The sequence below is a fragment of the Glaciimonas sp. CA11.2 genome, from assembly GCF_034314045.1.
Lineage (GTDB): Bacteria > Pseudomonadota > Gammaproteobacteria > Burkholderiales > Burkholderiaceae_D > Glaciimonas.
The window spans coordinates 2,196,615-2,223,568 of record NZ_JAVIWL010000001.1; the positions used below are offsets into that span (position 1 = coordinate 2,196,615).

At 49.7% G+C, this 26,954-nt stretch carries 22 protein-coding genes; 17 read left to right on the plus strand and 5 right to left on the minus strand.

Translation table 11 applies throughout. The features are described 5' to 3' along the window. The first annotated feature begins 52 nt into the window (after positions 1-52). Positions 53-1,249, plus strand: coding sequence for an acetylornithine deacetylase (argE, locus tag RGU75_RS09385; RefSeq protein ID WP_322235230.1), 1,197 nt, complete (start codon positions 53-55; stop codon positions 1,247-1,249). A 77-nt stretch (positions 1,250-1,326) separates the two neighbouring features. Here the strand turns inward: argE and RGU75_RS09390 are convergent, their stop codons facing one another. Further along, complete coding sequence (locus RGU75_RS09390) at positions 1,327-2,343, minus strand: IS30 family transposase (RefSeq protein ID WP_322234666.1); 1,017 nt, start codon at positions 2,341-2,343, stop codon at positions 1,327-1,329. A gap of 217 nt (positions 2,344-2,560) precedes the next feature. On the opposite strand from RGU75_RS09390, the gene RGU75_RS09395 reads away from it, so the two are divergent. From RGU75_RS09395 to RGU75_RS09405, 3 genes are all read left to right on the plus strand, one after another. After that, on the plus strand, positions 2,561-4,642 hold the full coding sequence (locus RGU75_RS09395) for a molybdopterin oxidoreductase family protein (protein WP_322235232.1): 2,082 nt from the start codon (positions 2,561-2,563) through the stop codon (positions 4,640-4,642). Between the two features lie 97 nt (positions 4,643-4,739). Further along, on the plus strand, positions 4,740-5,891 hold the full coding sequence (locus RGU75_RS09400; protein WP_416186800.1) for an aminopeptidase: 1,152 nt from the start codon (positions 4,740-4,742) through the stop codon (positions 5,889-5,891). Positions 5,892-6,184: 293 nt separating this feature from the next. Next, positions 6,185-7,876, plus strand: a complete 1,692-nt coding sequence (locus tag RGU75_RS09405; RefSeq protein WP_322235234.1) for a long-chain fatty acid--CoA ligase — start codon at positions 6,185-6,187, stop codon at positions 7,874-7,876. 126 nt (positions 7,877-8,002) lie between these two features. Here RGU75_RS09405 and dgoD read toward each other — a convergent pair whose 3' ends face one another. The 3 genes from dgoD to RGU75_RS09420 form a co-directional block, all read right to left on the minus strand. Beyond that, positions 8,003-9,151 (minus strand): galactonate dehydratase, encoded by a 1,149-nt coding sequence (dgoD, locus tag RGU75_RS09410; RefSeq protein ID WP_322235237.1) that lies wholly within the window; start codon positions 9,149-9,151, stop codon positions 8,003-8,005. Between the two features lie 53 nt (positions 9,152-9,204). After that, positions 9,205-9,828, minus strand: coding sequence for a 2-dehydro-3-deoxy-6-phosphogalactonate aldolase (locus RGU75_RS09415; RefSeq protein WP_322235239.1), 624 nt, complete (start codon positions 9,826-9,828; stop codon positions 9,205-9,207). Between the two features lie 61 nt (positions 9,829-9,889). Then, positions 9,890-10,948 carry a 2-dehydro-3-deoxygalactonokinase gene (locus RGU75_RS09420; protein ID WP_322235241.1) on the minus strand — a complete coding sequence of 353 codons (1,059 nt, stop codon included), beginning with the start codon at positions 10,946-10,948 and terminating at the stop codon, positions 9,890-9,892. Positions 10,949-11,339: 391 nt separating this feature from the next. Between RGU75_RS09420 and RGU75_RS09425 the strand changes: the two genes are divergently transcribed. Then, positions 11,340-12,155: an IclR family transcriptional regulator gene (locus RGU75_RS09425; RefSeq protein ID WP_322235243.1), complete on the plus strand. Its 816-nt coding sequence runs from the start codon at positions 11,340-11,342 to the stop codon at positions 12,153-12,155. Positions 12,156-12,265: 110 nt separating this feature from the next. Here the strand turns inward: RGU75_RS09425 and RGU75_RS09430 are convergent, their stop codons facing one another. Continuing rightward, positions 12,266-12,682, minus strand: a complete 417-nt coding sequence (locus tag RGU75_RS09430) for an acyl-CoA thioesterase (RefSeq protein ID WP_322235245.1) — start codon at positions 12,680-12,682, stop codon at positions 12,266-12,268. A gap of 85 nt (positions 12,683-12,767) precedes the next feature. Here RGU75_RS09430 and RGU75_RS09435 point away from each other — a divergent pair, with 85 nt between their 5' ends. From RGU75_RS09435 to RGU75_RS09490, 12 genes are all read left to right on the plus strand, one after another. Then, positions 12,768-14,639: an ABC transporter ATP-binding protein/permease gene (locus RGU75_RS09435; protein ID WP_322235247.1), complete on the plus strand. Its 1,872-nt coding sequence runs from the start codon at positions 12,768-12,770 to the stop codon at positions 14,637-14,639. A gap of 220 nt (positions 14,640-14,859) precedes the next feature. Continuing rightward, entirely contained in the window at positions 14,860-15,849 is a 990-nt protein-coding gene (locus RGU75_RS09440; RefSeq protein ID WP_322235250.1) for a LysR family transcriptional regulator, read from the plus strand. 261 nt (positions 15,850-16,110) lie between these two features. Continuing rightward, positions 16,111-17,397, plus strand: a complete 1,287-nt coding sequence (locus tag RGU75_RS09445; protein WP_322235253.1) for a Glu/Leu/Phe/Val dehydrogenase — start codon at positions 16,111-16,113, stop codon at positions 17,395-17,397. A gap of 95 nt (positions 17,398-17,492) precedes the next feature. Next, positions 17,493-18,611 (plus strand): amino acid ABC transporter substrate-binding protein, encoded by a 1,119-nt coding sequence (locus RGU75_RS09450; protein WP_322235256.1) that lies wholly within the window; start codon positions 17,493-17,495, stop codon positions 18,609-18,611. Between the two features lie 194 nt (positions 18,612-18,805). After that, a complete protein-coding gene (locus tag RGU75_RS09455; protein ID WP_322235259.1) occupies positions 18,806-19,753 on the plus strand; it encodes an amino acid ABC transporter substrate-binding protein in 948 nt (315 codons plus the stop codon). A 302-nt stretch (positions 19,754-20,055) separates the two neighbouring features. Then, positions 20,056-20,808, plus strand: a complete 753-nt coding sequence (locus RGU75_RS09460) for an amino acid ABC transporter permease (protein WP_322235262.1) — start codon at positions 20,056-20,058, stop codon at positions 20,806-20,808. A gap of 2 nt (positions 20,809-20,810) precedes the next feature. Beyond that, complete coding sequence (locus RGU75_RS09465; protein WP_322235264.1) at positions 20,811-21,506, plus strand: amino acid ABC transporter permease; 696 nt, start codon at positions 20,811-20,813, stop codon at positions 21,504-21,506. An 81-nt stretch (positions 21,507-21,587) separates the two neighbouring features. Then, positions 21,588-22,313 carry an amino acid ABC transporter ATP-binding protein gene (locus RGU75_RS09470; protein ID WP_322235268.1) on the plus strand — a complete coding sequence of 242 codons (726 nt, stop codon included), beginning with the start codon at positions 21,588-21,590 and terminating at the stop codon, positions 22,311-22,313. A gap of 394 nt (positions 22,314-22,707) precedes the next feature. Continuing rightward, the gene (locus RGU75_RS09475) at positions 22,708-23,475 is read left to right on the plus strand and encodes an AAA family ATPase (protein ID WP_322240380.1); all 768 of its coding nucleotides are present in this window, start codon (positions 22,708-22,710) and stop codon (positions 23,473-23,475) included. Then, positions 23,468-24,505, plus strand: coding sequence for a dihydroorotase (gene pyrC / locus RGU75_RS09480; RefSeq protein ID WP_322235271.1), 1,038 nt, complete (start codon positions 23,468-23,470; stop codon positions 24,503-24,505). The genes RGU75_RS09475 and pyrC overlap by 8 nt, the downstream gene beginning before the upstream one ends. 172 nt (positions 24,506-24,677) lie before the next feature. After that, positions 24,678-25,298: an ANTAR domain-containing response regulator gene (locus RGU75_RS09485; RefSeq protein WP_322235274.1), complete on the plus strand. Its 621-nt coding sequence runs from the start codon at positions 24,678-24,680 to the stop codon at positions 25,296-25,298. 342 nt (positions 25,299-25,640) lie between these two features. Continuing rightward, entirely contained in the window at positions 25,641-26,915 is a 1,275-nt protein-coding gene (locus RGU75_RS09490; RefSeq protein ID WP_416186801.1) for a CmpA/NrtA family ABC transporter substrate-binding protein, read from the plus strand. Positions 26,916-26,954: the final 39 nt, after the last annotated feature.

The following is a 26,954-nucleotide window of genomic DNA, read 5'->3' on the forward strand; positions in this document are numbered from 1 at the left end:
GAACACGTTATCAAACATGCCATCGAACATTGGCGATCACCAAAGGAACTCTATGAATAGCACCGCCCCGATTTCAGCAGCATTGCTTCAGCCATCACCAGACGTCATGACGATGATCGAACGTCTGATTGCTTTTCCGACAGTTTCGCGAGATTCCAATTTAGGTTTAATTGAGTGGACCCGTGATTATTTGGCAGGGCTTGGCGTTACATCAAGGTTGACGTACGACTCGACAGGTAAGAAAGCAAATTTGTTTGCCACGTTAGGGCAGGGTAAAAAGCCCGGGCTGATTCTATCGGGGCACACAGATGTTGTGCCGGTCGAAGGCCAGGCTTGGGACACCGATCCTTTCAAGGCGACGATCAAAGATGGGTTGATTTATGGTCGCGGTTCAGCGGATATGAAGAGCTACATCGCCACCGCGCTCGCGCTCGCACCGAAATTTTTGGCAGCCGATATGGAAGCGCCATTGCATTTTGCTTTATCGTACGATGAGGAAGTTGGTTGCATCGGCGTGCAAGGCTTAATTAAGGATCTGGAAGAGCTAGGATTGAAACCGGCCGGTTGTATCGTTGGTGAGCCGACGTCAATGCAGCCGATCATCGCCCACAAAGGCACGAATCGATTCCGCTGCTGCATTACCGGGCGCGAAGCACATTCAAGTTACACAACGATGGGTGTGAACGCGATCGAATATGCCGCGCGTATCATTGTTTATATTCGACAGATGGCCGACCGCTTTGCACAACTTGAAACCCGTGATTATGGTTTTACGGTTCCTTATACAACGATGCAAACTGGTTTAATTCGAGGTGGACTTGCATCGAATATTGTTCCTAAGGAATGTGCTTTCGATTTTGAAGCGCGTACCATGCCGGGCGTTGATGCTGAGCGTTTGTACCAGGAAGTGCAAGATTTCGCCGCGAAGCTTCTGCCCGAAATGCAGCTGATTGAGCCGAATGCGAAGATTGCTTTCGAATGGCTGGCCTCCGCGCCAGGCTTGAATACGAAAGAGCATGACGCGATTGTACAACTGGCGGCTTCATTGTCGCGTAACCATACTACTGGTGCGGTCTCTTATGGGACTGAGGCTGGACTATTTCAGCGCGCAGGAATTCCAACGGTGGTGTGCGGTCCGGGCAACATAGAACAAGCGCATCGACCTAACGAGTTCGTCGCGTTGGAGCAGGTCGCCCAATGTGAAGCATTCATGCTGCGTTTATTGGACCCGATGCCTCAATTTCGTTGAAATAAATCAATTGGCAATTATGGGTAAGCGGCCTTGTTTATAGCAAGGCGGTTTCAAATACCAAGCGCAACACTGGGTTAATTAACAGTGTCAGTCGGATGTTGTAGCAACGCGATGTGCTGAGTATAAACGACGAGTGGCGACTCATAATCGAGCCTTGCTCTTGGACGCGTATTGAGCGACAAGGCGATGGCGTCGAGTTCGTCCTGAGAGTAGATCGACAGGTCCGAACCCTTGGGCATGTATTGGCGCAACAAGCCGTTGGTATTTTCATTTGACCCGCGCTGCCAAGGGCTGTGCGGGTCGGCGAAATAGATCTGAACACCGGTGCGCTCGGTGAGGATTTTGTGGCCGTGCATCTCGCGCCCTTGGTCGTAAGTCATGGTCTTGCGCATCGCTGCCGGCTCGCGGTTGAGCACCGCCGAGAAGCTGTCGACGACCGCTTTGGTGGTTGCGTTGTCCATCTTGGCGAGCACCACAAAGCCGGTCGTGCGCTCGACCAGCGTGCCCACCGATGAGCGGTTGCCGGCACCCTTGATCAAGTCCCCTTCCCAATGGCCGGGAATGAGGCGGTCCTCGACCTCTGGAGGCCGGATGTGGATGCTCTGCATATCTGGGATCTGACCCCGGCGATCGGTGCCACGGCTGCGTGGCTTACGGACCTGGTTGTGGTGACGCAGGCAGGCAATCAGCTCACGCTTGAGTTCGCCGCGTGGGTGCAAGTAGATGGCGTTGTAGATGGTCTCGTGGGACACAGATTTCTCAGAATTGTCGGGCCAAAGGGCCCTGAGTTTGCGCGCTATTTGCTGCGGCGACCAGAGGAGTTTTAGCTGATGCCGGACGACCTGGAACAAGGCCCCGTCCGCGTGCAGTTTGGGAAGACGTCGCGGCAGGACACGACGCGCCTGGCATTGTGCGTGGGCCAGATTGGCATCGTAGACGCCGGCACCGCTGGTGCGTTTGAGTTCGCGGCTAATCGTGCTGGCTGAACGGCAAAGGCGTTTAGCAATGGATCGGGTGGAGCACAGGTCGTCGCGCATGGTCATGACGACGGCGCGTTCCTGAGTAGTTAAATGTTTGTAAATTTTCGCCATGGCGGCACCTTACAGCAGAAGGTGTTGCACTTGGTCTTTGAGAACGCCCAAGGTGTGTACGTGCAGTTCGATATAGTAGAAATTTTCATGTCGATGGATTAATTCTGATAAGTTATCTGTCGATAATTGTTAAATGCACTTAATAATTAAATGCTAATTAACTGTTAAGTCAACGGTATACGTTGCTCCGAATTAATCCATTTTCACCCAAACGATCATGACCACAACTATTGTCCGTGCCGCTTGCCCGCACGATTGCCCCGATACCTGCGCGTTGCTGGTGACCGTCCAGGACGGTGTTGCGACTGAAGTGCGCGGTGACCCTGATCACCCGAGTACTGCAGGCGTTCTTTGCACCAAGGTTTCACGCTATACCGAGCGGACTTATCACAAGGACCGATTACTCCACCCTATGAAGCGGGTGGGTGTCAAAGGTGAGGGCAAGTTCGTTCGCATTAGTTGGGATGAGGCACTGGATACTATTGCAACGCGCTTGGGTGCAATTGCCGCACGCGATCCGCAAGCGATACTGCCCTATAGTTACGCCGGAACCATGGGATTGGTGCAGAGTGAGTCGATGTCGATGCGATTTTTTAACCGAATCGGGGCTTCGCTATTGGACCGCACTATCTGCGCGGCGGCTGGTGGGGCCGGTTATAAATATACGATTGGCGCTCGCGTAGGAACAGATCTTGAGCAGTTTCAAAATGCCAAATTTATTGTAATTTGGGGTGGGAATCCGATCGCCTCCAATCTGCATCTATGGATGCGCGTGCAGGAAGCCAAACGCCATGGTGCGAAGCTCATAGCGATTGATCCCTATAGATCACTGACCGCGGAAAAATGTCACCAGCATATTGCTCTGCTGCCAGGAACCGATGCGGCTCTGGCGCTGGGCATGATGCATGTCTTGATTGGCGAGAATCTGCTGGATCATGATTACATTGCGCAACATACGATGGGCTTCGATCAATTGCAAGAGCGTGCTTTGGAATGGCCACCAGAAAGGGTTGCCGAGGTGTGCGGCATTACTGCGCAAGAGGTTATTCAGCTAGCGCGCGATTATGGAAGCGCTGCGCGCGCGGGCGATGGCGTGGCCATCCGTGTCAATTATGGCTTGCAGCGTGTTCGCGGTGGCGGGATGGCTGTGCGTAATATCGCTTGTCTGCCAGCGCTGGTAGGAGCCTGGCGTCACGCCGCTGGCGGAGTGCAATTATCGACATCCGATAGTTTCCCGAAGAACCTGCAAGCATTGCAACGTCCGGACCTTTTGAAACATCATAAGATGCGATTGCGGACGATCAACATGAGCACCATCGGAGATGATTTGCTGCGTGAAACGTCGGCCGATTTTGGCGCTAAAATTGAAGCGCTGATTGTCTACAACGCGAATCCGGTTGCGGTCGCGCCACAATCGGGAACGGTCGCCCAAGGCTTCGCGCGCGAGGATTTATTCACGGTAGTGTTGGAGCATTTTCAGACCGACACCGCCGATTACGCCGATATCCTCTTGCCCGCAACAACTCAACTTGAGCACGCTGACGTGCACTCGTCTTACGGCCATTTGTACATGCTGGCGAATAACCCTGCGATTGCGCCGTTAGGCGAGGCAAAGCCGAATACTGAAATATTTCGATTGCTGGCAGCACGCATGGGATTTGACGATGATTGTTTTAAAGAGTCAGATCATGCGATTGCTGCACAAGCTTTTGATCGTCGAAATGAACGCGCGATTCATTTTGACTGGGACGCGTTAAAGCAAAAGGGATGGCAAAAACTGAATGCGCCGGCTGCGCCATTTGCTAACGGTGGGTTCCAAACACCATCGGGTAAGTGTGAGTTCTTTAGTGCCAGTATGCTGGCGGATGGATTGGATCCATTGCCGACTTATATTGCACCTTACGAATCAGTCGCAAGTAATCCTGCATTGGCGGCTAAATATCCTTTAGCCATGATTTCGCCACCGGCACGAAATTTTTTGAACTCCAGTTTTGTAAATGTACAAAGTTTGCGTGATACCGAGGGTGAACCGCATCTCGATATGCATCCGGCCGACGCACTCCAGCGCGGGATAGCGACTGGCGACACGGTTCGTATTTACAACGATCGCGGCACCTTCGTCGCCAAAGTCAGGGTGACTGATAAGGCGCGAACGGGATTGGTCGTGGGCCTGTCTATCTGGTGGAAAAAATTTGCTCCCGACGGAAAAAATGCCAACGAAGTGACGAGTCAGCGCTTAACCGATATGGGACGAGCGCCTACTTTTTACGACGTATTGGTTGAAGTCGAGGTAATCTGAAGCGCTCGCGATGAGTTACTTTTAAGACGGTGGTCGGCGGCGTTTTTTTGACTCCTGATACCTTCGTTGTCGAGAAGACGGAGGAGGAAAACTTCATATGATCGCATTGCCGAAAACCCTATTAATGGCGCGTTTAACGGCGCTGTTACTCAGGTTGTTGACAGCGTTGTCGGCAGTCTTAATGACAGCGTTAATGACCGGCTGTACGCAGCTTGGTTATTATGCCCAGGCAGCGAATGGAGAGCTTTCGCTGCTAGCCGATGCGCGCCCCATTTCTGTGTGGCTGGATGATCCAGCCGCCAGTGATAAGTTGAAGTCGCAGTTGCGAACCGTTAAAGAAATTCGTCAGTTTGCTGTCAGTGAATTGGGCCTACCGGACAACGGAAGTTATCGCAATTATGTGCAACTGCAGCGCAAGTTTGTACTGTGGAACGTGGTCGCCGCGCCCGCGTTATCGCTAACACCAAAACAGTGGTGTTTCCCCATTGCGGGCTGCGTTTCCTATCGTGGTTACTATAACCAGCAAAGCGCCCAACAATACGGCGCGCAACTTCGCAGTGAAGGTTACGATGTGCAAGTGCTGGGCGTGCCGGCCTATTCGACATTGGGCTGGTTTAATGATCCGGTGATGTCGACTTTTATTAACTATCCGGATGCAGAGTTAGCGCGGTTAATTTTTCACGAGCTGTCGCATCAATTGTTGTACGTCAAAGGCGATACCGATTTTAACGAAGCATTTGCCACCACGGTAGAGGAGGCCGGCGCTGAGCAGTGGCTGGCGGTGAATGGAGATGAGAAACGACGGCGCACATACGCGGAATTTGAAGGTCGCAAAACCGAATTTTTAGCCCTGCTATTAAAGTACCGTCAGCGATTGATGGATGTTTATTCAGGCGATCTGAGCGACGCCGCAAAGAGGCAGAATAAAATCCGTATTTTTGCCGCACTCCAGACAGAGTATCAGGTACTGAAAGCGCATTGGGGTGGTTACGTGGGTTACGACCGCTGGTTTGCTGAGCCGCTGTCGAATGCACATCTGGCATTGGTCGACACTTATTACGCGCTTGAACCGGGATTTCGTGGATTGCTGGCGCAGCAAAAAACCTTTCCACAATTTTATATTGCCGTCGGCAAGTTGGCGGCGCTGCCCAAAGAAGAGCGGCGTCGTCAGTTAATCGATTTGGCATCTGCATCGGCAAAGCAAAAAACGAGCGCACTGGAAGGAAGTCATAAAGCGCTTGATTTTTAGAATAAATCGTCTATCAGGCGGCAACATTGCATGCCTGCTTTTGCCGAGGAGTTACTCGAATATGGTGCAAAACACTTGCAAGTGCGCGTCATGACCGATAGCATCGCGGTAGAATAAAACAATCGTGCTTTTTTATGTGAAAACAGATTCTTTTAAAATTCATTCACTTCTTCTATGCGCTATTTTATAAATTTTTCCCGGCTTAGTCGGATTTTGGGAGTTAACGCTAACAAAATGGCTGATGATCCTTTTTATAAGATTGCATTAATAACAACGAGAGACTAGGGCAGACCATGGATAAATTTTGGCTTAAATCGTATCCCGAAGGCGTTCCTGCCGAAATTGATTACACCCCGTATCGATCTTTAGTGCATTTGCTGGAGGAGGCATTTCAAACGTATGCTGGGCGTAATGCCTATGTTTGCATGGGCAAGTATCTGACCTACGCTGAGGTTGATCAGTTATCGAGAAAAGTGGCCGCATGGCTACAAAGCAAAGGCATGCAAAAAGGCGCGCGGGTCGCGATTATGATGCCAAACGTTTTACAATATCCCGTGGTGATCGCGGCCATTTTGCGTGCCGGATATACCGTCGTCAACGTTAATCCTCTCTACACGCCGCGGGAACTGGAACATCAGTTGAACGACTCTGGTGCGGAAGCGATTTTCGTTTTGGAGAACTTTGCTACGACGTTGCAACAGGTACTCACTCGCACCAAGATAAAACACGTGGTTGTCGCCACGATGGGCGACTTGATGGGCGCTAAAGGGTTGATCGTCAATTTGGTGGTACGGCACGTTAAAAAAATGGTGCCGGTATTTTTATTGCCCGGTTCCACCCCATTTAAGCGTTTGCTGTCGGAGGCTGGGTCCATGACCTTGACGCCGATTGCGACGACACAAGAGGACGTCGCATTTTTACAATATACCGGCGGCACAACCGGCGTGTCTAAGGGTGCAACGCTGTCTCATCGCAATGTAATTGCGAACGTGTTGCAAGCGGAAGCGTGGCTTTCACCGGGCTTGGATAAAGGCCCCGAGATTGAGCAACTCGTGTTCGTCTGCGCCTTGCCGCTTTACCATATCTTCGCCCTGACCATATGCGGCATATTTGGTATGCGCGAAGGCGCGCTAAATGTATTGATTCCAAATCCTCGAGACATCGCCGGTCTGATCAAGGAATTATCCAAGTATCAAATCAATACGTTTCCAGCGGTGAACACACTGTATAACGCACTGGTCAATCATCCCGATTTTGCGAAGTTGGATTTTTCTAGTTATAGAGTCTGTGTCGGCGGCGGTATGGCAGTACAAAAAGTAGTCGCTGATAAATGGATGGCAGTGACCGGTTGTCCTATTATCGAAGGTTACGGCCTATCGGAAACATCGCCCATTGCCTGTGCCAACCCGCCGACGATTACAGCCTACAATGGCACCATCGGATTGCCATTGCCATCAACTGAAATCGTGATCCTCGATGATGCTGGAAATCCGGTCGCGTTGGGAGAAGCCGGTGAAATCGCCATTCGTGGACCACAAGTCATGGTCGGTTACTGGAATCGTCCGGACGAAACCGCATTGGTCATGACGCGAGATGGATTCTTTAAGTCTGGTGACATCGGTGTGATGGACGAGCATGGTTATACCAAGATTGTCGATCGTAAAAAAGATATGATTTTGGTCTCAGGTTTCAATGTCTATCCGAATGAAGTTGAGGGTGTGGTTGCTGAACATCCAGGTGTGCTGGAGTGCGCATGTATCGGCGTGCCGGATGAACATGCTGGCGAAGTCGTTAAGCTATTTGTTGTGCGTAAAGATCCTTCACTAACTGTAGAGGAATTGATGGGTTATTGTAAAGAGCAACTGACCGGTTACAAGCGACCGAAATATATTGAATTCCGCACCGAATTACCGAAGACTAACGTCGGTAAGATTTTGCGACGTGAGTTGCGCGACGAAAAGGTGCCGCAAAAAGAAGCAGCATAAGTTTGCTCATATGGCGTTTGCTTATACGATAGTGCGATATAGAAATCCCCGAAATGCTTAACGCATCTCGGGGATTTTGTCGGTCTAATTTATTTGATGATGAGCTGGCGTGATGCTAAAACCGTTTTACCATTCTGCGAAACTACCATCCTTGTGACGCCAGATCGGATTACGCCAGCGGTGACCAAGGGTAGCGCGTTCTTTTACATATTCCTCATTGATCTCAATCCCCAGACCCGGCCCTTGTGGGATGGTGACATAGCCTTCGTTATAGGCGAATACGCCAGGATCGACCACATAGTCGAGTAGATCGTTGCTCTCGTTGTAATGAATACCCAAGCTCTGCTCCTGAATGAATGCGTTGTATGAAACCGCATCAACTTGCAGGCACGCTGCCAGCGCGATTGGGCCGAGTGGGCAATGCAGGGCAACGGCCACATCGTAGGCTTCGGCCATGGTGGCAATCTTGCGCGTTTCTGTGATGCCACCGGCATGCGACACGTCGGGCTGAATAATATCCACGTAGCCTTCGCTGAGAATGCGTTTGTAATCCCAGCGCGAATACAGCCGTTCGCCGAGGGCGATTGGCGTACTGGTCAGATGCGCTATTTCTTTTAGTGCCTCATAGTTTTCGCTCAGAACCGGCTCTTCAATAAACATCAGTTTGTATTGTTCAAGTTCCTTGATCAAAATCTTCGCCATTGGTTTATGCACGCGGCCATGGAAATCGACGCCGATACCGATATGCGGACCCACGGCATCGCGGACTGCTGCAACATTGGCCAGCATCGCTTCGACTTTTTCATAAGAATCGACGAATTGCAACTCTTCCGTGCCATTCATTTTGACGGCACTAAAACCACGTGCGACGGCATCTCTTGCCGCGGCTGCGGTGTCTGCAGGACGGTCGCCACCGATCCATGAATACACCTTGATGCTATCGCGCACCGGGCCGCCCAATAGCTGGCTGACTGAGACCCCGAGATCCTTACCTTTAATATCCCACAGCGCCTGATCGATACCGGCTAGTGCGCTCATGTGTATGGCGCCGCCGCGATAAAATCCGCCACGATATAGTACCGTCCAGTGATCTTCGATGTTGCGCGGATCTTTGCCGATCAGATAGTCGGATAACTCTTCTACGGCCGCCGCGACGCTATGGGCACGGCCTTCAACGACTGGCTCGCCCCATCCCACGACACCTTCATCAGTTTCGATCTTTAAAAAGCACCACCGCGGCGGCACAATGTAAGTGGTAAGTTTTGTGATTTTCATGCAGTCATCTCCTTATTATTCTATGGCGTTCTATTGCCGATCAAGCCGCCCACCTAAGCGATGACGGCACGCCAGGCAGCGATAAATTGTTCTGCGTTCAGTCGCACTTGTTCAGCATGCATACCGGGTTTATAAAGGGCAGAACCAAGACCAAATCCAGAAGCCCCGGCGGCCACAAAAGCCGCCATATTTTCTGGCGTAATACCGCCGACAGGGACCAGTGCAACACTCGCCGGAATCACCGCCCGCCACGCTTTTACGACGATGGGGCCGAGCTGCTCGGCAGGGAACATTTTAAGAATATCCGCGCCAGCGGCCAATGCGGCAAACGCCTCGGTGACAGTGGCGACGCCAGGAGCGCAGGCTAGCCCAGCCTGCTTTGCAGCGCCGATCATGGTGGCGTCGCTGTGCGGCATGACAATGATTTCACCGCCTGCATTTTTTACCTCGATTACTTGCGCCTGGGTTAAAACAGTTCCTGCGCCGACGACGCAATCATTGGCCAATGCAGACCGTAACAGACGAATACTTTCAAACGGCTCGGGTGAGTTTAATGGCACTTCAATGACGCGGAATCCTGCGGTGTAAAGTACCATGCCAATAGCCGCGACTTCGCCGGGATGAACCCCGCGTAAAATCGCGATCATGCCGCATTGTTTCATCGCATTTTTTAACATCTGGTGGTCCTTAATATAATAAATATCTGTTGCAATATTGTGTCCATGCTGGCGGGCGACATCAGACTGGCACTGCGTTAGCGGAAACCAGTCCCGCCTGTTTCGCCAGCATCCATAAGCCACGCTCAGTCGCTTTTGCTGTCACGGTAGCGCCTTTTATTTCATAGATATCTAATGCCGTTTTATAACGCGCGCACAACGTAGCGTCGCCAATCAGGATGATTTGCTGCGGCTGATGTACCAACTCCTCCAGCGATGCACGCAACACCGCTATCTCATGGCCAATCAATAGTCCTGAGAGATATTCGCGTTGTCCGCTGCCGTCCAGCGCATCGGTTAAACCTAATGTGCGGGTACTGAAAATCGTAGAAAGTACGCCGGCCCTTCCTGCAACGGTCTGCGCCACTTCAAGGCCACGCGAAAAAGCCAAATGATTGGCCGTATTTTTTTCAGTATCAGCGCCGAAGTCAAAGGCGGCATCCATTTGCATGGTCCGTCCCAAAATAGTATGCGCACACAACGCGGCGTAAACTTCGCCGGTCATGAAGGTGTCGAAATGCTGGATAGTCGGCTCGGTACTATGCTGATGCACGCGTACCCATTTTGAGTGTGTACCCGGCAGACCGATCAATACATCATCTACTGAATGCTGATGCTTTCCGCGCTGTTCGGCTGCTATCGCTAATGCACCGATGACTTGTGTTTCTTCCCCGCGCATAACGTTGGGCAAGGTGGAATGTTGTATCAGGCCCGGCACAATATGGACGACTAATCCATCGGAGGTTTGTACAGTTTTTAACGTTTTTCCGATCTGATTAATGGCAATCGGTATCGGCAAGTAAGGCGCTTCACACCAGCCTTGCATACTGCCAATCATGCCGCAAGCGATGATCGGTGTTGGTGGTGCTGCCGCTAACCAATCGCCACAGGCTTGTCGAAAAGCGAGTTCGAAGCCAGCTTTGTCGCCCAGCGCTTGTTGGTTTTCGGTAGTAACAGTCGGCAAATGCATAATTCCCGTAGAAAGCGCCCGTTGCTCAAGCACCACACCTTGATGACCGATGCGGTACGCACGTAATGACGAGGTGCCCCAATCCAAGGCAATTAATTGGGTTTGATTCATGAGTTTATCTTCCACGTTACCTTCATCATTGTCCTGGCGTTTGGTGTCTGTTATTGATGCCACTAAGCCACTAAAGCGGGGCCTGACTGGTCTGATCGTCGGCCAATCGTGACCTTTGCATTTCTTTGATGCGGCAATTCCCGCATTTCATTTAAGTCCCAAGTCAACGTCGCCGATGACCGTGGCGCAAAGCGTCTTTGAAGCGGTTATCGCACTCTAGACCTTCATATTTATTTTGTCAATATATGAAACTACGTCCCAATATGTGGGATTTTAATACTATTTTGTGTAAAATGCGCTACGGGACATTCATTATTCCTGCCTGTAATATGCATCCAAATAGTGGGGTGATTCTGGTTTGATATCGATTTATAAAAAGAAAGTGTTGAATATGACTAAGCCAGCGGCGACAGTTGAGGTTTCCCAAAACGGCTTGAACCCTACCGGCACACAAACTTTGTCGCGCGGCTTGGCTGTAGTGCATGCAGTCGCCGCTGGCGCGCGTGAATTGATGGACATCGCTTCTGCCGTGGGCACTACCCGCAGCACGACGCATCGGCTCGCCAGTTGTCTGGTGCAGGAACGTTATTTGCGCTTTAGCTCGAGTACCGGCTACGCGCTTGGCCCTAAATTAATTGAGCTGGGGTTTCAGGCGCGCGAAGAAGTATCACTTTCCGTGGTCGCAAGGCCCTATCTGGAATCGCTCGCAGAGCAAACCAATGACACGATTCATCTCGCCGTACGGGATGTGGATGACGTTCTTTATCTCGACAAAATTTCAGGCAAAAAGGGTCTGGAAATGCGCTCGCGCGTGGGGCATCGCATGCCAATTGCCACCACCGGCGTCGGTAAAGCTTTGATGCTTGGCCTGAATGAGGAAGGATGGAAGGATTTGTACGAGAAACGGTCTTTTGTGCATACCGTCGATAGCCTAAAGTTATTAAAAAAAGGGAGCTGGGGCGACTTTCTTGAGCAAATGCAGCAATACGCAAAAGGAGATTTTTCCTTTGATCTGGAGGACAACGAACCATCAATCCGCTGCGTCGCAGCGCCCATTCGTGACGCTAGCCACATGATCGTTGCGGCTATCAGCGTGTCCAGTACCTTGCCTTACATGCCGCACAAGCGAATGCAGGCACTGATCCCCATTGTAAAAAAGGCTGCCGCGGCGATTTCGGGTGAGTTGGGCAATTGTCAGAGGAATTGATTTCATGGCATTTGCATGCCTATCGCCTAACAATTGCCGCACGCTGACTACTCTGGCGCATTTACTGAACGGCACATGCGCGTGGCGAACCTGAGCCGCACATCTTGCAGTTAATCCAATTGTGGGATTTGTCTGGGTTTACGATTTAGGTCGGTGGCAACGTAGGTCAACGTAGCTTCGGTCACTTTAACGATCTCTGTTTGCAGACGGTTGCGTTCGGCGTAGACTTCTACATAGACGGTAATCGAAGTATTGCCGACTTTGACAATTTCCGCGTAAAAGGACAACAGGTCGCCGACGAACACCGGATTTTTAAAAACAAACGAATTCACTGCAATGGTTGCCACGCGACCGTTGGCGCGACGGGTTGCTGGTAAAGAGCCAGCGACATCCACTTGGGCCATAATCCAGCCGCCAAAGACGTCGCCGTAGACATTGGCGTCACTGGGCATAGGCATCACGCGCAATTGTGGCATTTTTCCAACTGGCAATATATCCGCGTTGGCCGTGTTAATTTGTTCAGTCATGTTGTTAATCCTTTAATCCTTTAATCCTTAAGGGCTACAATAGTAGCTTGGCCTTCAGCATAAACTATTCCACAAGATTCTATCCATGCGTCGTTACTCTACTCCCTCTACAGATGCCTCCAATCTAGCGTCTGCGCCCGCTTCTAAACGGAGCGACTGGTCCACGTTAAAAACGTTGATACCCTATTTGTGGACTTATAAATGGCGCGTTTCGCTAGCGCTATTATTTTTGGTCGGTGCAAAAATGGCAAACGTTGGGGTTCCACTGGTCCTTAAGCGACTGGTCGATAGCATGACGATTACGGCATTGCATCCGCAGGCCATGCTGGTTTTGCCGCTGGGTATATTGGCAGCATATGGCGCGTTGCGACTGAGCACAACCTTATTTACCGAGTTGCGCGAATTTGTATTTGCGCGGGTCACGCAACGTGCAGTGCGGACCATTGCGCTGCAAGTGTTCAGGCATTTACATGCGCTATCGCTGCGATTTCATTTGAATCGACAAACCGGCGGTATGACGCGCGACATTGAACGTGGTACCCGCGGTATATCGTCTCTGGTTTCGTACACTTTATTTAGTATTTTGCCGACGCTGGTTGAGATCACGCTGGTGCTGAGTTATCTGGCTATTCATTACGATATCTGGTTCACGGTTATCACCGGCGGCGCATTGGTTATCTATATTACTTTCACCGTTGTGGTGACTGAATGGCGTACCCACTTTCGGCGCACCATGAATGCGCTCGACTCGAAAGCCAATACCAAAGCGATCGACTCTTTAATCAATTATGAAACCGTCAAATATTTTGGCAACGAGGCCTATGAAGCCAAGCGCTACGATGATGGCTTGAGTGAGTACGAAACCGCTGCGGTGAAATCGCAAACCTCATTATCGCTGCTCAATACGGGACAGTCTCTGATCATCGCCATCGCGGTGACGTTGATTCTGTGGCGCGCAACCCAAGGGGTCATCGACGGTAAGATGACATTGGGTGATTTGGTATTGGTCAATTCGTTCATGATCCAGTTATATATTCCGCTCAATTTTTTGGGTGTTATTTATCGTGAAATCAAACAAAGCCTGGCCGATATGGAGCGCTTGTTTTCGCTACTTGATGAGAACCGCGAGATTGCCGATGCGCCGGATGCCATGCCGCTATTCACCACCGGTGCGCAAGTCCATTTTTCACATGTCGATTTTAGCTATGAAAGCAATCGCCAAATTCTGTTTGACGTCGACTTTACGATCCTTGCCGGCACGACTACTGCAGTGGTCGGGCATAGCGGTTCAGGCAAGTCGACGCTATCGCGTTTGCTGTTTCGTTTTTACGATATCAACGAGGGGAAAATTACGATCGATGGGCAAGATATCCGCGCTATTACGCAAACGTCTTTACGTCAGGCGATCGGCATTGTGCCGCAAGACACCGTGTTATTTAATGACACTATCGAATACAACATTGCTTACGGTATGCCGAGTGCCAGCAAAGCACAAATAATAGCGGTGGCGAAAGCGGCGCATATTCATGATTTTATTGAATCGCTTCCAGATGGCTATGCGTCCATGGTCGGCGAGCGGGGATTAAAATTATCGGGCGGAGAAAAGCAACGTGTGGCGATCGCGCGTACCTTGCTAAAAGATCCGGCGCTATTAATTTTTGATGAGGCGACTTCTGCCCTCGACTCTAAATCCGAGCAGGCAATCCAGACGCAATTAAAAGAAATTGCAAAAAACCGAACCACGCTGGTGATTGCGCATCGTTTGTCGACGATCGCCGATGCCGAGCAAATTCTGGTGCTGGACCACGGGCGCATCATCGAACGCGGCACGCATAGTCAATTGTTGGCGACGGATGGCGCTTACGCACAAATGTGGGCGCGCCAGCAAGCTAATCCTGAAGAGGCTTCGCCAGCATCGTCACCGTCTGTTCCCCAGATGCCGCTTGCAGAAGTCTGATGGCGTTTGTGTTCAGCTGAATGTGTGATTTTCAGTCGTAAAGGGGCTAACCAAAGAGGGTTGGTCGACGTAATCGACTGACTTGCTGAACATTGAAATTAACCGATCTGATACGGTTAGTGCACTTAAAGTCAGCATTGAACTATTTTTGTCCCGCATTTGATATTTTTTTGCACGGTGAGGGACCCTTCCAAGACCGACTTCGCGTTACGATAGGGGAATGGAAAGCAAATGGTTAGAAGACTTTATTTCGTTGGCCGAAACGCATAGTTTCAGTCGTTCTGCAGAGCTGCGTCATGTCACACAGCCTGCGTTTTCGCGCAGAATACAATCGCTGGAGGCCTGGCTTGGCGCAGATTTGATTGATCGCACGTCGTACCCGACGCGGTTAACGCCATCCGGCGAAGTTTTTTACGAGCAAGCGATGGAAATGCTCGGGCAGATTAACAATGCGCGAGCGCTCATGCGCGGCAAGCGCCCGACCGGATTAAATACCGTTGATTTTGCCGTCCCGCACACGTTGTCATTAACGTATATGCCGCGCTGGATTCGCTTGCTTGAGACGGATTTCGGTGCGCTCACTACCCGTTTAATTGCACTCAATGTCCACGATGCGGTCATGACAATGGTCGATGGTGGTTGCGATTTGTTGTTGTGTTATCACCATCCGCGTCAACCGGTGCAACTCGACTCCGGTCGTTATGACATGCTCACGTTAGGTAGTGAAGTGCTGCGTGCTTATGCCCAATGCAACAAAACTGGAGTACCCGATTATTTATTCCCCGGTAGTAGTGACACGCCTTTGCCTTTTTTGTCCTATACCAGTAACGCCTATCTCGGACGAATGGTGGAATTGATTTTGGCCGACGCCAAGAAGCCACTACATCTGGATAAGCGCTATGAAACGGATATGGCGGAAGGCTTAAAAATGATGGCGCTCGAAGGGCATGGGGTCGCCTTTCTGCCAGAGTCCGCTGTGACGCGGGAAGTCAAACTTAAGCAGTTGGCGCGCGTGGACGATGGCGCAACTGAGTGGGAGGCAACCATGGAAATTCGCTTATATCGTGAACGCCCAACTGCGCAACGCCCCGGCAAACCTGTGGTGGCGCGGCTTTGGTTTTACTTATTACAGAAGCAAGAGTTGAAGATGCCAGCGCGCAAAACGAGTGAATTGACCAATACGGTAAAAGCAAAGAAAAAAGCAAAGTAAAAAACCAAGAAAAACGAAGAAAAAGCAAACCAAAAAAGTAAAGTAGCAAGATGCATTTTAAGTGAGCACGTGGTCCGGAAAACAGTCGATCAGGCCGATTTAATCGTATCCATGCAAAAAATGCATAATGGCATGCATACAAAGCATTGGAATTGAGGCACCCCAATGTTTTACGATTCGCTGCGAGATTAATAGGGCTGTTTTGTGCGCCTTACCTCACCTTATTTGCACCTCATTGCAACCTACGGAGCGCGTTCTAAAATGTCTATTCAGCATGAAGTTCCTTCTTATTTGTCGACACATGGCATTGGTCCATGGGGCGATTACCTTGAACAAATCGATCGTGTAACGCCTTATTTGGGCTCGTTAGCGCGTTGGGTCGAAACCATGAAGCGGCCAAAGCGTATTCTGATCGTTGATGTACCGATCGAACGCGACAACGGCACCATTGCCCACTTCGAAGGTTATCGCGTACAGCACAATACTTCACGCGGCCCAGGAAAAGGCGGGGTGCGTTTTCATCAGGACGTAACCTTGTCGGAAGTAATGGCATTATCCGCATGGATGACTGTTAAAAATGCCGCCGTCAACGTTCCGTACGGTGGCGCAAAAGGCGGTATTCGCGTCGATCCCAAGACCCTTTCGCCAGGAGAGTTACAGCGCATGACGCGCCGTTACACTAGCGAAATAAACATCATCATCGGTCCCAATAAAGATATTCCCGCCCCGGACGTTAACACTAACGAACAGATCATGGCGTGGATGATGGACACCTATTCGATGAATCAGGGTAGCACCGCCTCCGGTGTCGTCACTGGAAAACCAATTTCCCTCGGCGGCAGTCTGGGACGGCGTGAAGCCACCGGCCGAGGAGTATTCGTGGTCGGCTGCGAAGCCGCCTCTAAGCGCGGCCTGGATATCAAAGGCGCGCGTGTTGCGGTGCAAGGATTCGGTAACGTCGGTGGCATCGCCGCACGCCTGTTTTCTGAGGCTGGCGCTAAGGTCGTCGCTGTCCAGGATCATATGAGCACCATCGTGCGTGATAGCGGTCTGGATGTCGTGGCATTGCAAGATTACGTCACTAAAACCGGCAGCGTTGCTGGATTTCAAGGCGGTGAAGAGATTGCCGACCGTGCACTCTTTTGGGCGACCGATTGTGATATTTTGATTCCTGCTGCGCTTGAACAGCAAATCAACGTTGATACTGCTCACACTATTCGTGCCAAGATCATTTTGGAAGGTGCAAATGGACCTACTACACCTGCGGCTGACGATATTTTGCACGACAAGGGTGTATTGATCGTACCGGATGTTATCGCCAATGCGGGCGGTGTGACCGTGAGTTATTTTGAATGGGTGCAGGATTTTTCCAGCTTCTTTTGGACGGAAGATGAAATCAACTTGCGCCTGACCCGGATCATGCGAGAGGCCTTCACCTCGGTGTGGCAACTGGCAGAGGAGAAGAAAGTATCGTTACGAACAGCGGCATTTATTATGGCGTGCACCCGTGTTTTGCAAGCGCGTGAAATGCGTGGCTTGTATCCTTGATTAAGGATACGCTATAGTCGTCTATTTTTTGCGTGCATCATTTTGGGTCGTTGTCAGGCAGGCAATTGATGCCGGAAGGGTTTGGAGTTTGGATAGTGCCGAATTTTGGCACTGTCTGCTACTCACATCGGGCTGGGATGAAGCCATTAGCCGACTTAGACAACCAATCGGACACCGCCATCGACGAATGTTGCCGCTGGCTTGAATCTTGCGTCACAATCGAGAATGCGGTTTTAGCGCATCTTTTAAGGGAAAGTGTAGTTATGATGGAAGGCAAGGCCAACACTGGCGTTATACAAAAAGATCGCATTGTCGGGTCGGGTCCTATAAAGTATTTAGCATTGATGCTCAGCGGATTTCTCATCAGCACGGCGTCCATCAGCGCACATGCTGACATATTAGACAAGATTCGTGACACCAAAACGATTACGATCGCCTATCGTGATGCCTCATTACCATTTTCTTTTCTTGATCAGAATAAGAAGCCAATTGGTTATTCCATCGATATATGTTTGAAAATCGCGGAAGCGGTTAAGCAAAAATTAAAATTATCACAATTAACAATCGCTTATGTCCCGGTGACATCGGCGTTACGTATCTCGACAATCGAGTCCGGCAAAGCAGACCTTGAGTGTGGGTCAACAACGAATACGCCAGAGAGACGTCAGCATGTCGCATTCACGATTGCGCATTTTATCGCTGGGGTACGAATGGTTGTGAATACTGATTCAGGTATAAAAAACTGGCCGGATTTGCGCAACAAGAAGGTTGCCTCGACTAAGGGAACGACGAGTGTGAAAACCTTGAGTGATCGCGGTCAGGTACGGTCACTTAATATCGTTTTATTGGAAGGGCGCGAGCACGATGATTCATTTCGTATGGTTGAGGACAAAAAGGTTGATGCATTTGTGATGGATGATGTGCTGCTGTATGGCTTGCGCGCGGCATCAAAAAATCCAGCTGCTTACCAAGTGGTTGGCGATGCGCTGAGTACCGAGCCTTACGCGATTATGTTACCCAAAGATGATCCTGCTTTTAAAGCATTAGTTGATCTTGAAATGGCGCGGTTGATTCAGGATGGCGACTTAAATAAACTCTATCAAAAATGGTTTCTTAATCCGATAACTGCAAAAAATAATATAAATCTGAATATGCCGATGGGTTATTTGCTTAAAGAGTCGCTACGTTTTCCATCGGATCAGGTTGGCAATTAATCTCGATTAGCGATGATATTTTTTGTAAAATGTCAGTTCACTGCCGTTAACAATAGTGCGAAAGCAGGACAGCGTAGTAGTCGAAATAAGTAAAAGACTTATTTTTTATATCGCGTTGGTAGCAGGGCAGATAAAGTTTTTCTGCTGCGGTGTTGATTTTGTTAAACTAAACAATTATTTTCCGGGGAGTCGTTATGAAGGTATCAAAGTTAATCGTTGCGTTAATCAGTATTGGTGTGATTGCTGGCGCAGCCCAAGCTCAAGAACTGACCGGTACGCTTAAAAAAATCAAGGATACTGGCACCATTACGCTGGGTGTTCGCGATTCCTCAATTCCATTTTCATACCTTGACGATAAGCAGTCGTATCAGGGTTATTCAATCGATTTGTGTATGAAGGCAGCCACTGCCATTCAAAAACAACTGGGTATGACTGCGCTAAATGTCAAGATGGTACCCGTCACGTCCGCGACACGTATTCCGTTGATCTCAAATGGCGCAATTGATTTGTCCTGCGACTCCGCTACCAACAATCTGGAACGTCAGAAGGTTGTATCCTTTGCGCCAACAATGTTTGTCACAGCAAATCGTTTGTTGGCTAAAAAAACCTCTAACATCACTAAACTTGATGATTTGAAGGGCAAGACGATCGTGTCGACTTCCGGAACTTCTAACCTGAAGCAAATCACCGAATTGAATGGTGAGCGCAAATTGGGTATGAATATTTTGGCGGCTAAAGATCATGCCGAAGCTTTCCTGATGGTCGAGACAGGTCGCGCGGTTGCCTTCGCAATGGATGATATTTTGTTGTCATCGTTAGCTGCTAGTTCAAAGGCGCCAAAAGACTATTCGATCACGACTGAAGCATTGTCAGTTGAGCCATACGGCATCATTGAGCGTTCAGGCGATTTGCCATTCAAAAAGGCAGTCGATACAGCGTTGACCAACGTGTATAAATCAGGCGAAATCAACAAGATCTACGCGAAGTGGTTCTTGGCGGCGATTCCACCAAAGGGAATCACGCTAAATATCCCGATGAGCCCAGAGCTGAAGGCGGCGTTTGCCAAACCAACAGATTCGGGTGATCCAGCGACTTATGCTGCAGTACCGGAAGCGCAAAAAGAATCTTCCAAGAAAAAATAAGATGCGGGCATCTTAAACAAAAAGGGGGGCGAAAGCCTCCCGTTTTATTTCCGATGTAAAAGTTGCTGTGATGCACAAATTTTTTTTTTAGTCCCAGCACTGTCATTGGTAATAATCACTAGCAGTCAGTCGAGCTGAATTAACGGTATGGAAGTGGATAGATTTTTTCGTCTGATAAGGCGAAAGAGAGTAGCGGCATAGCTAGCTATGCAATGACGAACAACTAAGCGGCCGAAAAAAGACGCCATTTATAACCGTCAAATTTGGCTGGACTGACTACTAGTGTAATAGAGGGACTCAATATGCATTACAACTGGAATTGGAACATTTTCTGGCAAATGTCTCCCGATGGTGTCAGCACCTATATGGAAACGTTGCTGGCAGGGCTGAAATGGACGCTAGCGCTGTCCGCTTTGGCGTGGATTATGGCGCTTGTGATTGGTACTGTCGTCGGTACGATCCGCACGATGCCGAATAAATGGGCCGTGCGCATAGCCAATGGTTATGTTGAATTATTCCGTAATATTCCATTGCTGGTACAAATGTTCCTGTGGTATTACGTGATGCCCGAACTGGTTCCGGCCGGACTCGGCAATTGGCTTAAAAGTTTGCCGAATGCATCGTTCATCACCGCGTTTCTCGCGCTGGGATTTTTTACTTCGTCCCGCGTCGCCGTACAAGTTTCTGCAGGGATTCATGCATTGCCACGCGGCCAAAAGCTCGCTGGCACAGCACTTGGATTGACACTTCCACAAACTTATCGGTTTGTGCTGTTGCCAATGGCTTTCCGAATTATCGTACCAGCGCTTACCAATGAATTTGCCGCGATCATCAAGAACAGTTCGGTGGCATTGACTATTGGTCTGGTTGAGCTGACTGCCGCCACCTATTCGATGCGCGAATTCACTTTTCAGACTTTTGAATCGCTGACTGGTGCAACGGTCATCTACATCATCATCTCTAGCTTAGCGTTGTTGTTAGCGCGGTTTTTGGAGAAAAAAACAGCGGTACCGGGTTTTATTACCTCCGGCAGCGCTAGCACGGGAGGTCATTGATCATGTTTGCGAATTTTGACTTTAATGTGATCGAACGGTCGTGGGTATATCTCTTTACGACTGGTATGAAATTTACGTTGATGCTGACCATTTCGGCGATGATTGGCGGTATTTTCTTCGGTACTATTTTGGCGATGATGCGTTTATCGCACAGCAAAACGATCTCGTTCATTGCAACCAGCTACGTTAACCTGATTCGTTCTGTGCCTTTGGTGCTGGTGATTTTCTGGTTCTACTTCCTGATGCCGTTCATTGGCGCCTGGATTACCGGCGCTTCACAACCGATTCAAGTCGACGCATTTTCATCCGCACTCGTGACCTTCATCTTATTCGAAGCGGCGTATTACTGCGAAATCATGCGATCCGGTATACAGTCGATTCCACGCGGTCAGGTGTCAGCAGGTTATGCACTGGGTATGAACTATTGGCAGATGATGGGCAACGTTGTTTTGCCCCAAGCTTTCCGCAACATGATTCCGATCCTGTTCACGCAAACGATCGTATTATTCCAGGATGTTTCATTGGTGTATGTATTGGGATCAGTGCCCGAGTTTGTCACCGTGGCGTCAAAGATTGCCCAGCGTGATGGCCGTCTGGTGGAAATGTATCTGTTCGTGGCAGTAGTTTATTTCGTGATGAGTTTTGGCTTATCTACGCTGGTAAAGAAACTGCAGGAAAAAGTTGCGATTATTCGATAACGTGCATCCGTTGTCGTTGCTTCGTAGCGCGGCAATAGAGAACACTTGCAAAACTGTATTCAGCAATTTGGAGAAAACTTCATGATTAAACTTAATAACGTCAGTAAATGGTACGGTCAGTTTCAAGTACTGACCGATTGCACCACCAGCGTTGCCAAGGGCGATGTTGTTGTCGTTTGCGGTCCTTCCGGTTCCGGTAAGTCGACCCTCATCAAAACTGTTAACGGTCTTGAGCCTTTTCAAAAGGGTGACATCACCGTAGATGGTATTTCGGTGGGAAATCCAAAAACAAATTTGTCAAAACTGCGCGCACGTATTGGCATGGTGTTTCAAAACTTCGAACTTTTTCCACATCTGTCGATTCGAGAAAATCTGACAATCGGTCAAATCAAGGTGTTGGGTCGCAGCGTTAGTGAAGCGACTGAAAAGGGTTTGAAATATCTCGACCGCGTAGGTTTGAGCGCGCAAAAAGATAAATTTCCGGGCCAGTTGTCAGGTGGTCAGCAGCAACGTGTCGCCATCGCCCGCGCGTTGTCGATGGATCCGATTGCGATGTTATTCGATGAGCCGACTTCAGCACTGGATCCTGAAATGATTAACGAAGTGCTCGACGTGATGGTTGGTCTGGCGCAAGAAGGCATGACCATGATGGTTGTGACGCATGAAATGGGTTTCGCCAAGAAAGTTGCGAACCGCGTCATTTTCATGGATCAGGGCCTGATTGTGGAAGACTGCAAAAAAGAAGAGTTTTTTGGTGCACCTCGCTCTGATCGTGCGCGTGACTTTTTGGCGAAAATTATCCATTAAGCAAAAAGCGAGCGCTCATCAGATGCTTGTGAAGTGCTTGTTAAGCAGTCACACAACGTTGTTGAGCGCTTACTACTCAATGCAGCGATATTTGTACAAATAGTAATTGCCACTAAGGTAACGTTAATAAAAGCCGCGTCAGGTTAAAGCTGAAGCGGCTTTTTCATGCGGGCAATGGAAATATCACGTTGACCTGAGAATAAGGAGCAATGAAAAGCGAATAGCGAATAGTGAATGTATGAAGACTGGAATCATTCGTCTTTTATATCAAAAGGGACTTTTCTCCCTAAGTGGGACGACGAAGTGCGGCTTAGATTCGCTTGGAATGGTGGTGGATAAGTCGCTCATCGGTGTCGCTGCTGTAAAATACTCACATTCCCCTAACGACGATGCCATGCTTGCCGCTAAACCCTATCTCCGTGCTTTAAAAATCGACCCGGTCAAAGAAATCGACTTTGATGCCTATCCTTTTTGTATTCCCGCTGTCCGAGAGTTAGAAAAGTTGGACTTTCATGCGGATGTGACATTTTTGGTCGGCGAAAACGGCGCTGGAAAATCAACGCTATTGGAAGCGATGGCGGTGGCATGGGGATTTAACGCTGAAGGCGGCAATCAAAATACCGGCTTTTCGACGGCTAACGCGCATTCAGATTTACACAATTATTTAAGAACAGTTAAAAGTTTCAAGCGTCCGAAAACGGGCTATTTTTTGCGTGCCGAAAGTTTCTTTAACGTCGCCTCTAACATTGAAGAGTTGGATGCAGAGCCCGGCCTTGGCGGATTAATTGGTCCGTCTTACGGCGTCAGATCGTTGCACAAACAATCGCACGGTGAAGCTTTTTTAGCGTTATTGCAAAACAAATTTCGGCCCAATGGCTTTTATATGCTGGATGAGCCAGAGTCGGCGCTTTCACCTAATCGACAGCTAGCAGCGCTGGCCATCATTCATCGGCTGGCGCAAGCTAACTGTCAGTTCATTATCGCGACGCATTCCCCTATTTTGCTAGCGTATCCAAACGCTAGAATTTATTTGCTGGATCAGAGCGGTCTGACAGAAACGCGCTATGAAGATACTGAGCATTACACGACTACCCGCCATTTCCTGAATAATCCGGCTGGCATGCTGGAGCAACTTTTTGCAGAAGAGAATGAAGATGACTGATAGCTTGACCATCACCCGACCAGATGACTGGCATTTGCATTTACGCGATGGTATTGTGTTGGCAAGCGTATTGCCGGATACGGCACGCCAGTTTGCCCGTGCGATTGTGATGCCAAATTTGAAGCCGCCCGTCACCTCTGTCGCGCAAGCAGCGGCATACCGGGAGCGTATTTTGGCGGTCGTACCGGAAGGTGTGTCGTTCGAGCCGCTGATGACGCTTTACCTGACCAACAACACGCCACCGGATGAAATTCGTCGCGCCAAAGAGAGTGGCTTTGTGCATGCCGTGAAATTGTATCCCGCTGGCGCCACCACCAACTCCGACGCCGGTGTGTCGGATCTCGCTAAGTGTTACAAGACGCTGGAAGTCATGCAAGAACTTGGCATGCCGTTTTTGGTGCATGGCGAAGTGACTGATCCAACCGTCGATATTTTTGACCGTGAAGCTGCCTTCATTGATCGTGTAATGCAGCCATTGCGTCGCGATATGCCGGAATTAAAGGTGGTTTTTGAGCACATCACTACTAAAGACGCAGCCGAATATGTTGCTAGCGCCGACGGGCCGATCGCGGCGACAGTGACGGCGCATCACTTGCTATACAACCGTAACGAGATTTTTAAAGGCGGGATTCGTCCGCATTATTATTGTCTGCCTATTTTGAAGCGGGAGACGCACCGTTTGGCGTTGATGCAAGCGGTGACGTCCGGAAGCGATCGTTTTTTCCTGGGTACTGATTCTGCGCCGCATGCAAAAGGTCTTAAAGAGCAGGCGTGTGGTTGCGCGGGTTGCTACACTGCATTACATGCTTTGGAGCTTTATGCACAAGCTTTTGATCAGGTCGGCGCGCTGGATAAATTAGAAGCTTTTGCCAGTTTCAATGGGCCTGCGTTCTATAACCTGCCACGTAACCAAGGGTTTGTGACGCTAAAACGTCAGTCCTGGACCATTCCAGCCGAACTGCCGATGGGAGACGCGACGGTAGTGCCGTTGAATGGCGGGGAGTTAATGAGCTGGCAACAGGTTAGTTAGTTAACTGAGGAAACCGTTTGAGGCAACATGTGTCTACCGAAAATCGCACTGGCTGGTGCGATTTTTGCATGTAAACGCATGACTATGGCGTCTTGATGGGTTGTTATACTACCTACTAATGCGTCTGTTAGGATGCAGCTTCGAATAAATGATGTTTCACGGGCTTTGTAGCATGCATAACCTTCGTATCGTGGTTGTCAATCCAGTTGCCATAGAGGGCGACAACGATCCTGCGTTCATCGCGCAGGCGGAACGTAGCCACGCCCTGCGTATTGGATTGCTGGAGGCTGGCTACAACATCATTGCCTCGTTGCCAGCCGACCTTTACTTGCCGGAACGTATTGCGCAAATGCAACCGGACATGATCATCATAGACGCTGAATCCGACGCTCGAGATGTCCTGGAACATGTCGTCATTGCGACCCGCGATGCACGTAGGGCGATTGTTTTGTTCACCGAAGATGAAAAGAAATCCAGCATGGAGGCCGCTATGGCCGCTGGAGTTTCTGCATACATCGTGGCAGGGTTACAGACCGCTCGCATTAAGCCTGTGCTGGAGGTGGCGATGCTGCGCTTCAATCAAGAGCAGAAGCTTTTAACTGAGCTATCGGACACTAAAACAAAATTGGCTGATCGGAAGGTAATTGATCGGGCCAAAGGTTTGTTGATGGAGCGTCAACAACTCAGTGAGCAGGATGCTTATAAAAAATTGCGGCGCCTGGCCATGGATAAAAATTTGAAGTTGTCTGAAGTGGCGCAACGGATTATCGACGCCAATGATTTGTTGGGGTAACGTTCATCGCGAACGGAATCCCTGGATTCCTTGTTAATCCGTCCAATTTCTCCCTAGTTCTTACTCAGCTCTTTACATTTTCCCTTATGTTCTGCACCAATAAAAGCTAACACATTTGGTGCGGCGCACACACGCAGTGCATATTTTCGGACCAAATGCGATGAGTTGCTGCAAGGAATGCTGGCACGTTGTTTGCGTATAGTAGATTACGCGCCAATGCTGGCGCTTCTGGATATGGCCAACGGCGGTCTGTCCAACTAAGACAAAGGTGTCTTCCCGCAATGATTTGCTCATTGTGGGACGATGCCTTTTTTGTTGCCAAAACAAAGTGGAGCTACAGCAATGGAATCAAAAGTCGCAGTGCCTGAGAGCGCTCCAGCTACGTTAGAAAATGTTAAGCGCCGTCAACTCATTCAAACAGCGACGATTGCCGCAGGAGCCAGTATGTTGGGATTAGCTAGTAGCGGCGTTTGGGCAGCCGGCTCAGATAAGCCGGAAAAAACTGAGGTCAAGATCGGCTTTATTCCACTGACGGATTGCGCCTCTGTTGTCATGGCATCGGTGCTTGGTTTCGATAAAAAATACGGTATCAAAATTGTTCTGAGTAAAGAAGCCTCATGGGCTGGCGTGCGCGACAAGCTCTCCAATGGAGAGCTGGACGCCGCACACGTGCTTTCAGGTTTGATTTACGGCGTCCAAATGGGGATCGGCGGACAGAAAAAGGATATGGCTGTGTTGATGGGCCTCAATAACAATGGTCAAGCCATTACCTTGTCTAAAAAGCTGGCCGACAAAGGCGCTGTAGATGGACCATCGCTCGCAAAATTGATGGCTACCGACAAACGTGAATATACCTTCGCCCAGACATTTCCGACCGGGACGCACGCCATGTGGCTGTATTACTGGATGGCGGCGAACGGGATCAACCCGATGAAAGATGCAAAGGTCATCACGGTCCCGCCGCCGCAAATGGTGGCCAATATGCGGGTGGGAAATATGGATGGCTTTTGCGTTGGCGAGCCTTGGGGGCATCGTGCGATTGTTGATGGCGTCGGTATCACCGCCATCACTACGCAGGAAATCTGGAAAGATCATCCGGAAAAAGTATTAGGTACTACCGCCGAATTCGTGACGAAAAATCCGAACACTTGTCGCGCGCTGATTGCGGCCGTATTAGATGCCAGCAAATGGATTGATGAATCGCTGGCAAACAAGAACAAAATGGCAGAAACGATTGCCGATAAATCGTATGTTAATACCAGCAAAGATGTGATCGATCAGCGCATTATGGGGCGCTATCAGAACGGCCTTGGTAAGACTTGGGACGATCCTAATTACATGAAATTCTACAACGGCGGTTTGGTTAATTTCCCGTATCTGTCGGATGGCATGTGGTTCATGACGCAGCATCGCCGCTGGGGTTTGTTGAAGAGCGATCCCGACTATTTGGCCGTTGCTAAATCGGTGAGCCAGATCGACCTCTACAAAGAGGCTGCAACGATGACAAAAACGAGTGTGCCAAAGGATGTCATGCGCAGTTCAAAGTTGATGGATGGCGTTGTATGGGATGGAAAAGATCCTAAAGCCTATGCGGCTTCGTTCAAGATCAGAGCCTAAGCAGAAGCGTCGCTAAGCGGCATGGGCTATGTGAATGGC

Excerpts from the sequence above, each read along its gene's own strand:
- argE (WP_322235230.1), top strand. The coding sequence starts at position 53 with ATGAATAGCACCGCCCCGATTTCAGCAGCATTGCTTCAGCCATCACCA.
- RGU75_RS09390 (WP_322234666.1), bottom strand. The coding sequence starts at position 2,343 with ATGGCGAAAATTTACAAACATTTAACTACTCAGGAACGCGCCGTCGTC.
- RGU75_RS09395 (WP_322235232.1), top strand. The coding sequence starts at position 2,561 with ATGACCACAACTATTGTCCGTGCCGCTTGCCCGCACGATTGCCCCGAT.
- RGU75_RS09400 (WP_416186800.1), top strand. The coding sequence starts at position 4,740 with ATGATCGCATTGCCGAAAACCCTATTAATGGCGCGTTTAACGGCGCTG.
- RGU75_RS09405 (WP_322235234.1), top strand. The coding sequence starts at position 6,185 with ATGGATAAATTTTGGCTTAAATCGTATCCCGAAGGCGTTCCTGCCGAA.
- dgoD (WP_322235237.1), bottom strand. The coding sequence starts at position 9,151 with ATGAAAATCACAAAACTTACCACTTACATTGTGCCGCCGCGGTGGTGC.
- RGU75_RS09415 (WP_322235239.1), bottom strand. The coding sequence starts at position 9,828 with ATGTTAAAAAATGCGATGAAACAATGCGGCATGATCGCGATTTTACGC.
- RGU75_RS09420 (WP_322235241.1), bottom strand. The coding sequence starts at position 10,948 with ATGAATCAAACCCAATTAATTGCCTTGGATTGGGGCACCTCGTCATTA.
- RGU75_RS09425 (WP_322235243.1), top strand. The coding sequence starts at position 11,340 with ATGACTAAGCCAGCGGCGACAGTTGAGGTTTCCCAAAACGGCTTGAAC.
- RGU75_RS09430 (WP_322235245.1), bottom strand. The coding sequence starts at position 12,682 with ATGACTGAACAAATTAACACGGCCAACGCGGATATATTGCCAGTTGGA.
- RGU75_RS09435 (WP_322235247.1), top strand. The coding sequence starts at position 12,768 with ATGCGTCGTTACTCTACTCCCTCTACAGATGCCTCCAATCTAGCGTCT.
- RGU75_RS09440 (WP_322235250.1), top strand. The coding sequence starts at position 14,860 with ATGGAAAGCAAATGGTTAGAAGACTTTATTTCGTTGGCCGAAACGCAT.
- RGU75_RS09445 (WP_322235253.1), top strand. The coding sequence starts at position 16,111 with ATGTCTATTCAGCATGAAGTTCCTTCTTATTTGTCGACACATGGCATT.
- RGU75_RS09455 (WP_322235259.1), top strand. The coding sequence starts at position 18,806 with ATGAAGGTATCAAAGTTAATCGTTGCGTTAATCAGTATTGGTGTGATT.
- RGU75_RS09460 (WP_322235262.1), top strand. The coding sequence starts at position 20,056 with ATGCATTACAACTGGAATTGGAACATTTTCTGGCAAATGTCTCCCGAT.
- RGU75_RS09465 (WP_322235264.1), top strand. The coding sequence starts at position 20,811 with ATGTTTGCGAATTTTGACTTTAATGTGATCGAACGGTCGTGGGTATAT.
- RGU75_RS09470 (WP_322235268.1), top strand. The coding sequence starts at position 21,588 with ATGATTAAACTTAATAACGTCAGTAAATGGTACGGTCAGTTTCAAGTA.
- RGU75_RS09475 (WP_322240380.1), top strand. The coding sequence starts at position 22,708 with ATGCTTGCCGCTAAACCCTATCTCCGTGCTTTAAAAATCGACCCGGTC.
- pyrC (WP_322235271.1), top strand. The coding sequence starts at position 23,468 with ATGACTGATAGCTTGACCATCACCCGACCAGATGACTGGCATTTGCAT.
- RGU75_RS09485 (WP_322235274.1), top strand. The coding sequence starts at position 24,678 with ATGCATAACCTTCGTATCGTGGTTGTCAATCCAGTTGCCATAGAGGGC.
- RGU75_RS09490 (WP_416186801.1), top strand. The coding sequence starts at position 25,641 with ATGGAATCAAAAGTCGCAGTGCCTGAGAGCGCTCCAGCTACGTTAGAA.